At 60.7% G+C, this 9,548-nt stretch carries 7 protein-coding genes; 2 read left to right on the top strand and 5 right to left on the bottom strand.

The window, feature by feature from the left end; translation table 11 throughout:
• Positions 1-405: 405 nt before the first annotated feature.
• The 3 genes from purD to NW848_RS07835 form a co-directional block, all read right to left on the bottom strand.
• Positions 406-1,701, bottom strand: a complete 1,296-nt coding sequence (purD, locus tag NW848_RS07845; protein ID WP_414508411.1) for a phosphoribosylamine--glycine ligase — start codon at positions 1,699-1,701, stop codon at positions 406-408.
• Between the two features lie 80 nt (positions 1,702-1,781).
• Positions 1,782-2,942, bottom strand: coding sequence for a glycosyltransferase (locus NW848_RS07840; RefSeq protein WP_414508412.1), 1,161 nt, complete (start codon positions 2,940-2,942; stop codon positions 1,782-1,784).
• 113 nt (positions 2,943-3,055) lie between these two features.
• Entirely contained in the window at positions 3,056-4,345 is a 1,290-nt protein-coding gene (locus tag NW848_RS07835; protein ID WP_414508413.1) for an HD domain-containing protein, read from the bottom strand.
• 202 nt (positions 4,346-4,547) lie between these two features.
• On the opposite strand from NW848_RS07835, the gene NW848_RS07830 reads away from it, so the two are divergent.
• Positions 4,548-5,525 carry an SGNH/GDSL hydrolase family protein gene (locus NW848_RS07830; RefSeq protein WP_414508414.1) on the top strand — a complete coding sequence of 326 codons (978 nt, stop codon included), beginning with the start codon at positions 4,548-4,550 and terminating at the stop codon, positions 5,523-5,525.
• Between the two features lie 17 nt (positions 5,526-5,542).
• On the opposite strand, the gene NW848_RS07825 is transcribed toward NW848_RS07830, so the two are convergent.
• A complete protein-coding gene (locus tag NW848_RS07825; protein ID WP_099835632.1) occupies positions 5,543-7,393 on the bottom strand; it encodes a ribonuclease J in 1,851 nt (616 codons plus the stop codon).
• Between the two features lie 253 nt (positions 7,394-7,646).
• Complete coding sequence (gene dapA / locus NW848_RS07820; RefSeq protein ID WP_049749712.1) at positions 7,647-8,603, bottom strand: 4-hydroxy-tetrahydrodipicolinate synthase; 957 nt, start codon at positions 8,601-8,603, stop codon at positions 7,647-7,649.
• Positions 8,604-8,874: 271 nt separating this feature from the next.
• Here dapA and NW848_RS07815 point away from each other — a divergent pair, with 271 nt between their 5' ends.
• Entirely contained in the window at positions 8,875-9,501 is a 627-nt protein-coding gene (locus NW848_RS07815) for a nitroreductase family protein (RefSeq protein WP_099812400.1), read from the top strand.
• Positions 9,502-9,548 lie beyond the last annotated feature (47 nt).

The raw sequence follows: 9,548 nt of genomic DNA, 5'->3' as shown, positions 1-9,548 counted from the left end.
TTATACATTATTTTCAGTATAGTTGAGCTTATTATTGACTAGAGTCATGCTCCTCTGCCATGCGCTGCCCCAGACGACCACCCCCAACCCCTCTTCCACCCTGGGAGAGGAAATGCCTGCTCTAGGGGATCCGGGTCCGCAACAGTTCAAGTGGGCTAATGGGGGATCCCCCTCGAGAGGGGAGAGACTCAGCTCAGCAATATCCGTGCCTAGTCAAAGCAGAGGGCTATTGTTAAGGAATCTAAAGTAAAGTTGAGCTTTTGATATCACTGTTGCCGTCTGGTTACCGAAAGCGCTATCGTCTAAGCATCAAAGCTTTTTTCAAAGCTGCTTTATGGGCCCTGGAGGAGCGACCCCTCTGGGGCTTCTTCCATCCGGCTGCAGCTGAGAGGGCAAGGGATGGCTTTATGGGGTAGGGATCACTCCTCGGCGGACGGCAGGCCCCAGGGCGTGGCTGCCGATGTCAGAACGGTAGTAGGCCTTGGGAAACTGCACTTGCTCCACAGCTGCGTAGGCTTGGCGCAGGGCCTCGGGTAGGGTTGCCCCTTGGCCGGTAAGACAGAGAACGCGCCCGCCATCGCTCAGGAGCTGCTTGCCTGCCTGGCGGGTACCCGCATGAAACACCAACGCCCCCGTGGTGGCAGCTGCATCCAAGCCGGAGATGGGGATCCCTCGCTCGTAGGCATCGGGATAGCCTGGGGCTGCCATCACCACGCAGGCGGCATAGCCGGGTTTCCATTTGAGCTGGATTTGGGCCAGCCGTCCTTCTATACAGGCCAGCAGCACCTCGTCCAAAGGGTTTTCCAGCAAGGGCAGGATGACCTGAGCTTCGGGATCCCCAAAGCGGCAGTTGTACTCCAACACGTAGGGATCCCCACTGGGCGTGATCATCAAACCGGCATAGATCACCCCCTGGTAGCGGATGCCCCGCCGTTGCAAAGCCTCCAGGGTGGGATCCAGGATCTGGGTTTGGATGCGGGCCAACCCTTCTGGAGTGACCAGGTGATCCGCAGGGGCATGAGCTCCCATGCCGCCGGTGTTGGGGCCAGTATCGCCCTCGCCAAGGCGCTTGTAGTCCTGGGCAGGTGGCAGCGGCACACAGATCTGGCCATCGGTTAGAGCCAAAACCGACACCTCCTGGCCGGGGATAAACTCCTCGATCAGCACCTGATCGCCCGGCTTGGCCAGGGCTGCTTCCAGGGCTTGCACGGCTTCTTCCCGGTTTTGGGCAACGGTTACCCCCTTGCCGGCAGCCAGTCCGTCTTTTTTGATGACCACTGGGAAACTCTGGGAGTCGAGATAGGCCACAGCGGCAGATAGCTCAGCAAAGCCGGTAGCGCGAGCAGTCGGGATCCCCGCCTCTTGCATCAATTGCTTAGCCCAGAGTTTGCTTCCTTCCAGTTGGGCAGCGGCGCGGCTAGGCCCGAAAATGGGCAACCCTGCTGCCTGGAAGGCGTCCACGATCCCCTGCACCAAGGGCAGCTCTGGCCCTACCACCGTCAGGCGGATCCCTTGTACGGTAGCAAACCGCACCAGGCCTTCAATGTCGGTAGCCGCCAAAGCCACGGATTGACAGCGGGGCAGCTGCTGCATGCCGCCGTTGCCGGGGGCACAGTAGATCCGAGTAACCTGGGGAGACTGCAACAGCTTCCAGGCCAGGGCGTGTTCTCGTCCCCCCGATCCGATGACCAGAGCCTGCATAGTGTGTTATTCCACCGTTTCTAAACCCAGCTTGCCTGTCTCCCGAACATCCCCCATTAGACCATGTTCTTGCCCCGTTTCTAGGGTGTTGGCACACTCTGGACGGCGAGAGAACGGCCCCGCCAGGTCCAGTTGCGGCCGGTGGTGGTGCGGATGGCCGAAGCCAAGATGATGGCCGCTGTCGCCCAACCCCCCACTGCCGTTAGCCACCAGTAGCAGAGGGGCAGATGCGCCCAATGCCGGAGCAGAAGCCGGATGGCCAATTGGGCCAGGATCCCTGCCAAGCTGGCCAACAGCACCTCCAGGGATCCCGTAGCCCCAGCCAGGATCACCCCCAACCAGGGCAAGCTGCAGATCCCCAAGACCGTACCCATTGCCAACACCGCCAAGGCCCAGTTGCGCTCCAGGCCCAGGAACCAGTTTTTGGTCCACCCTTCCCAAAGGGCAGCCCCGTTGGCATACATGCGGCTGCGCACCCGCGGCCCCCCCAGGCAAATTTGCAGGCCCAACCCCTGGGCTTTGATCCGTTGCCCCAGGGCCACATCCTCGATCACCACATCGGCCACTCCGGCATGCCCGCCCACTTGCTCGTAGGCGGAGCGGCGAAACAGCAGGAAGGGACCAAAGGCAAAGGCTTTGGGGTTGTCGGGATCGTTCACGGCGGCAAAGTTGTAACCCACCGCCAGGATGGTCATCATGATGGGTTGCACCAGCCACTCCGCTAGGCAACCGCACACCAATTGCGGCCCTACACTCACCAAGCCGCTGCCGCTTGCCAGCAAATGTCCTAAGGCCGCTTCAATGGCACCGGATCCCAGCCGCACGTCGCAATCCAGAAACAGCAAGTAGTCGGCTTCTACGCGGGCGACGGCTTGGGCACAGGCCCAGTTTTTGCCCACCCACCTTTGGCCTTTGGGACGGGGATCCCCCTTGAGCAGGTGTAGGCGCGGATCTTGCCGTTCGGCAGCCAGGGCTTGGGCCAGCTCCCAAGTGGCATCCGTGGATTCATCGTCCACCAACCACACCTGTAAAGGGGCAGAGGTGCTGTCCAGAATGCTGCTCAGGCAGCCCACCACGTTCTCGGCCTCGTTGTAGGCGGGCACGATCACCGCCAGCCGCTCCATCCCGGCCGCGATTTCCCCTGCCTGTTCCGCCGGGGGATCCCTCAGCCAGGGGGAAGCCCGCAACGCTCGCCTCAGTTGCAGAGCCACTAGGGCAATCGCCAAAGCTGTTAAGGACAATACCCCCGTTAGGATTTCTCGGATCCCCACTCCTGCTTCCCTCGTTGTTTAGATGTGCTCAGGAACAGATTCCCACCTCTAATGCTCTAGCTCTGGGATGGCCCAATGATTTTCTAGGCAGACAAAACCCCTTCTACGATATCGCCATAGGGCCGGGGAAAGATTAGCCAGACCTGGCGCTGGGTTTCCACCAAGGCACGCACAAAAGGGGAAAGATGGGCAATTTCTTCATAGCCACGCTCGGTTTTGAGCTGGATCCCTTGGTCATAAAAGCTATAGCCCTGGACATGGGCAGAGCGGATGCCCAAATAGCTTTCAGGATCCAGCCCATCCCGCAGCATTTTGGCCTGCACGGCGGCCACCAGGGTTTGGCGTTGTTCCTCAGACAACTGGGTAATGTTGCGGGCCTTGAACAAATCCCGCTCCAAGTAGCGCCGCGACAGATCCGCCAAGATGGGATCCTTCCCCGACATGGCCCAGAGGCGCATGGGGTAGCTGAAGATGATATCGTCGGCAGCCAAGTAGAGGGGGAGCGGCAACTCGAAGGGATCCCCTTTTTGAGCCGCCAGCGAGGCCCAGCACCAAGCGCTGAGGATGGGATCCAGCTCAATCTCCCCCCTTTGCAGGAGCGCCTCTGCCCGCCTGAATAGCCGCTCCAAGATAAAACGGGCACAGAGGCTCTTGGGGTGCTGGTACACCTGGGTGTACATGAAATAGCGCACCACCAGGTAGTGCTCGATGGCCCCCAGGCCTTTGCGGGCGGGAATGGAGAGGGATCCCGTCTCCGGGTCGTAGTCCAACACCGTGAGGATGCGATCCAGATCCAGGTGGCCGTATTGGGCGCCGGTGAGCAGGCTGTCGCGCATGAGGTAATCAAAACGGTCGCAGTCCAGTTGGCTGGCAATGAGCTGCCCCACCAGCGGCAGGGGGAAGCGTTTCTGCCACACCTGCTCCAGTTGAGCGGGCAGTTGCGGGTCGAACTCCGCCAGAAGAGTCGCCACCTGGGGATCCTCGCGTACAATGCGGGCCGTCCAGACCTCATGGCGGCAGCCAAAAATCTCCTCCCCTGCATGGCTAAAAGGAGGGTGCCCAATGTCGTGCAGCAGGGCGGCAACCAGGGTAACGGCGCGGTAGGGGCGCAGCTCCGGGTAGCGGCGGGCCAACTTGTCGAGCAGCCGCCGCGTAACCTGCAGCACCCCCACCGAGTGGGTAAAGCGGGATCCCTCGGCCCCGTGGAAGGTCAAAAAAGCGGTGTCCAACTGGCGGATGCGGCGCAGGCGTTGGAAGGCCGGTGTGTCGATGAGGCGAATCAGCAGCGCCTCAACCGGATCCCCGCCATCCAGGCTGATGGCGCCGTGCAGGGGATCGTGGTAGGTGCGGGACTTGCAAAAGCGCAGCGCCATACTCCCACCATACTCGCCGATTGGCCGATCTTTGGTTAGCCTGTCTGGGGGGCTTCCCGCCCCGCCCGACCCCTGCCCAGTCTTTCCAAAGCTACCCCCTTGCACCTGCTTTCTTTGCCGACAGATGCAAGCGTCCAGATACCGAAAAAACCGACCTCCAGACCCTCAGACGGCTGGGCTGCTCCTCCTCTCAATCCTAATTTTGCTGCTCGGATCAGGGCTAGCCGCCTGTTCTGCCGCTTCGAAATCCCCTCTGCCTGCTGTGCCCGGCCCACCCGCCCTCACCCGCTACGTTGCCCTGGGAGCCAGCGATGCCGTCGGCTTCAACGCCTCCATCTCCTGCGATGGCCCGGCCAACGCGGCCGGCACCCGTCCGCAGCGCTCAGAACCCCTGGACTGCCCCAATGGAACGGGGTATATCCCTCGCCTGGCCCGCCTGCTGCCCGGCCCGGTGGAGCTCATCAACTTGGGCCGCTCGGGAGCGGTGCTCAGCCCGGCCATGCAAGCCCTGCGGGAAGGGATCCCGGCCAACCTGCTCCAGGATCAAGTGCCGCGCATCCCTCCCAATGCTGACCTAATCACCATCTGGGTGGGCGGCAACGACACCAACGCCATTGTTTTTGCCGCCGCCCAACGGGCCCTGCAGGGGGAGGATCCCTTGCCCTTTGTCGAGCGCCAGATCCAACAATTTGCCGCCGACTACCAAACCCTGCTGCAGGCGGTGCACGCCCGCGCCCCCCAAGCCCGCCTGGCAGTGGCCAACCTGCCCAACTTTGCCCTGATCCCCTTGGGCCAGCAGCAGCCCAGCAGCCTGCGCCGACTGCTGGCTCTGGTCTCCGTCGGCCTCAGCCAACGGGCCATCAACCCCTTGAGCCAGCAAGGGATCCCGGTGGTGGACTTGCTCTGCGATCCCCGCTCCTACCGCCGCGAATCCTTCTTTCCCGGCCTGCTGGCCGACGGCTTCCACCCCAACGACCGGGGCTACGCCGACCTGGCCGAGGCCTTCCTGAGAGCCCTGCAGCAGCCCGTTCCGCCCCAAAACCGCTGCCCGCCCTTTAGCGACGTGGGATCCCTTTCTCCCGAAGCGTTGGCCGCCCTTGGCAAGGCAGAGCTCTCTTCCAGCAGCTTTCCGGCAGCAGAGCTCAACCCCCCCGGCCCAGGGAAGAAGGAGGAGACCTGAGCGCCAGCCACCCGGTCTTACGAAGCCGCCACCGCCGCCGAGGAGCGCCGCCGCCGCCCCAGGGCTATCCGTTCCTGTTCTGTCTTCGTCTCCCCTGTGGGCAGAGCAGTTACAGGTACAGACTCCTCCTCAGGCGATTGCACAAAAACCAGCACCGTCGGCTTGCCGGGCAACTGTTCCCGCACAAAGCGGCGCACCACCCGCTCCACTTCTGCCTTGAGGCCGGCCCAGTCAATATCCAGCCTGCCCCGCTCCAGCGAGCGGGCAAAGCGCGGCCAAGCTTGCTTGAGGGTGTCCTCCAGCAGGGGTTTCAGGTCGGATCCCTTGAGAGAGGTGCCCTCGCCTGCTAGGCCCAAGCTTTGCACCTGCGGCGTGCAGAGCAACTGGCCCCTGCCATCCAAGCTGATCACCACCGTCAGCATGCCATCTTTGGCCATCTGCTGGCGCTCTTGCAGCATCTCGTCCATCACCACCCCATCGTGGGAAGCGGCGATCATCTGCAGGCCAGAAGGCACTTTGTCTACAATGGCAATGCGCTCCTGGTTCACCTCCACCACATCGCCGTTGCCGATGATCACGATGTTTTCCCGCGGGATCCCCATGCTCATCGCCGTTTCGGCGTGCTTGACGAGCATGCGGTACTCCCCGTGGGTAGGAACAAAGAACTTGGGGCGCGTGAGGGCGATCATCAGCTTTTGGTCTTCCTGACAGCCGTGGCCGGAGACGTGTAGCCCCTTGTCCTTGCCGTAGATGACATCGGCTCCCAGCTCCATCAGCTTGTCGATGACCCGCGTTACTGCGAGCGTGTTGCCGGGAATGGGGTTGGCCGACCAAATCACCGTGTCTCCTGGCTTGATCTGCAACTGCGGATGCTCGCCGTTGGCAATGCGGGTCAGAGCAGCCAGCGGCTCGCCTTGGGATCCCGTGGTGAGGATGATCACTTTGTCGTCCGGCAGGCTGTTGATGACATGCATCGGCTGCAGCGTCTCGTCCTTGCAGCGGATGTAGCCCAGGCGCCGCGCGTGAGCCACCACGTTCAACATCGAGCGCCCCAGCAAAGACACCACCCGGCCCTGCTGCTCAGCAATCTGCAACACCAAGTTGAGGCGATGTACCGAAGAAGCGAAGGTAGTGATGATCACCCGTCCCTTGGCTCCCGCAATCGCCTTGGTAAGGCCTGGCACTACCGAGGCTTCGGAAGGAGTAAACCCGGGCACCTCGGCGTTGGTGGAGTCGCTAATCAGACACAGCACCCCCTTTTCCCCGTGCTCGGCCAGCCGCTGCAGGTCGAAGCGCTCCCCATCCACCGGTGTGTGGTCGATCTTGAAGTCGCCCGTCTGGATGACAACACCCACCGGCGTGTGCAGAGCCACCGTGAAGCTGTCGGGAAAAGAGTGGGTATTGCGGATGAATTCGGCAAAAAAGTTCTTGCTCAGGGGCACGATATCTCGCGGCCCGACCGGGCGCAATTCTGTGCGGTTCAACAGCCCCACCTCGCGCAGCTTGTCCTCCAGCAGCGCCAGCGCCAAACGCGGGCCATAGATAACCGGAATGTCGAATTCTCGTAGGTGATACGGGATCCCGCCAATGTGATCTTCGTGGCCGTGGGTAACTACCATCCCCCGCACCTTGTCCCGGTTTTGCTTGATGTAGGTCATGTCCGGCAGCACGATGTTGATGCCGTGCATGCTCTCATCGGGAAAAGCCAAACCGGCATCCAGCAGGATGATGTCATCCTCGTAGCGGAAGGCCCAGGTGTTTTTGCCGATCTCCCGCTCGCCTCCTAGCGGGATCATCTGCAGAGAGGAAGTGGGCTTAGCTGCCGAAGCCGCAGGACGGGAAGCGATCGAAGTACGTGGTGTTGGCATACTAGCTTTAGATCCTCAACAGTGACAGTCAAACAACAGACGAAAACTGGTATAGACAAATCCCAGCAAACTTACCCGCAAGGTCATAGGTAAAAGGCGGATTCCGCTGTTGCAATTTACCTCTTTCCCAGTTGGGAAAAAGCAAAAATTAGAAGGAAAACTGTCTTAATCACAGCTCAAACGCCACAGAAGACCCCCTAACCCTTAAAAAACTCTCGTCATGGTAAAGGTAAAACCTAAGAAAATAATCGAATCATGAAGCCTTCGCCGTCCTTCGTTCGGATCCCTGCGCTTCAGCCAGGAGGCCCATTTCTTGCAGCACTTGCCGTAAAACCTGTAAAGAACCGCCCTGGAGAGGCACCAGCGGAGGGCGCACCTGCCCCACTAGCCAACCCTGCATCTCTAGCGCTGCTTTGATCGGAACAGGGTTGGTCTCAATAAACAAAGCCTTAAACAGCGGAAACAGACGCAAATGATAAGTCAAGGCTTGGTCGTGTTGTCCCCTGCTGTAGCTTTGAATCAATTCCTGCAGTTGCGGCCCAACTAAGTGGCTAGCTACACTGACCACACCGCTGCCTCCCAAAGATAGGATCGGCAATGTCAGAGAGTCATCTCCTGAGTAGATGCCGAAATGTGAGGGAGTGAGCCGCCGAATTTCCGAGACTGCGTCCATTATACCACTAGCTTCCTTGATGGCGACAATCGTTTCCAACTCCGCCAATTTCGCCACAGTTTCCGGCTGCAGGCTCACCCCCGTCCGACCAGGAATGTTGTAGAGCATGATGGGCAGGTCGCTGGCTTGGGCGATCGCCTTAAAGTGCTGATAGAGGCCAGCTTGGGTGGGTTTGTTGTAGTAGGGCACCACCTGTAAAGAGCCATCCAAGCCCAATTGGGCAGCTTTTTTGGTGGCTTCAATGGCTTCGCGGGTGGAGTTGGATCCCGTCCCGGCGATAACTTTAGCCCGACCGGCCACCGCATCTCGCACCACGCGGAACAGTTCGTACTCCTCTTGCCAGGTTAGGGTGGGAGACTCGCCGGTGGTGCCACAGACCACGAGACCATCGCTGCCATGGGTTACCAAGTAATCGGCCAAACGAGCGGCTTCTTCGTAGTTAAGCTCCCCCTCAGGTGTAAAGGGAGTCACCATTGCCGTCAGCACGCGACCGAAATTCACAGGTTGCCTCTCCCCATCAACCACACCGCTCGCCATCGCCGGTCTGTGACCCCGCAAAATCCAATGCTGCGGGCTAGAGCCTTGATTATCCCCTTATCATAGCTGCCTTTGGGCCAGGGATCCCGTTTGGCCGAGGGGGCTGCTTGCCAAGGCCCGGCTCACCGGTTGCTTCAGACCGGCTAAAAAGGAGATAACCTAGAGAGGGCAGACCGTTTGAACCCAGAATGTACGGCTGCTCACCAACTCTGCCTCCAGTCGTGGGGTCAGCAGCCTTCTTGCTTTCGACCTTTGAGCTTCGAGGATTGCGATGGACGCCCTAGCCGCCCTAAAAGCGCGCATCTCCGCCGACAAGTTCGATCCCAGCCGCTCTTTATCGGAGATGGAGATCCAAGAGCTGGTTGCCTATGCTACGGAAGCCCCCTCTTCCTTCAACATCCAGCATTGGCGGTTTGTTGCCGTCGCCGATCCTGCAGATAAAGAGCGCCTCAAGGCCCTGGCCTACAACCAGCAGAAGGTGGCGGATGCGGCGGTGGTGTTTATCATCTTGGGGGATCTGAAGGGCTATGAGAAGCTGCCTGAGATCGCCCAAAGGGCCGTTGCCGCCGGGATCCTCCCTCCTGAGCGGGCGGAAAGTTGGGTAAGCATGGCCCAAGCCACCTACGCCAACAACCCCACCTTGGCGCGGGACGAGGCGATTCGCTCCGGGGCGCTGGCGGCCATGGCACTGATGATCGCGGCGCAGGCGAAGGGTTTGGTGAGCGGGCCGATGATCGGCTTTGACCCTGAAGGGGTCAAGCGAGAGTTTGGGATTGCCGATCGCTACGTGCCGGTGATGCTGCTGGCGGTGGGCTACCCTGCGCCCGGCAACTTGCCGCGCAAGCCTCGCTTGGGGGTGGATGAAGTTCTGGCCTTTGGGCGAGGGCGGGAGTTTTAGCTAATCCGCCGTTCGCGCTAGCGGGACGTAGTCCTGGAAGCCCCGCT

Source organism: Synechococcus sp. RC10A2, assembly GCF_047502605.1.
Note: the sequence above shows the minus strand (reverse complement) of the source record. Positions and strands in the feature narration are given on the sequence as shown.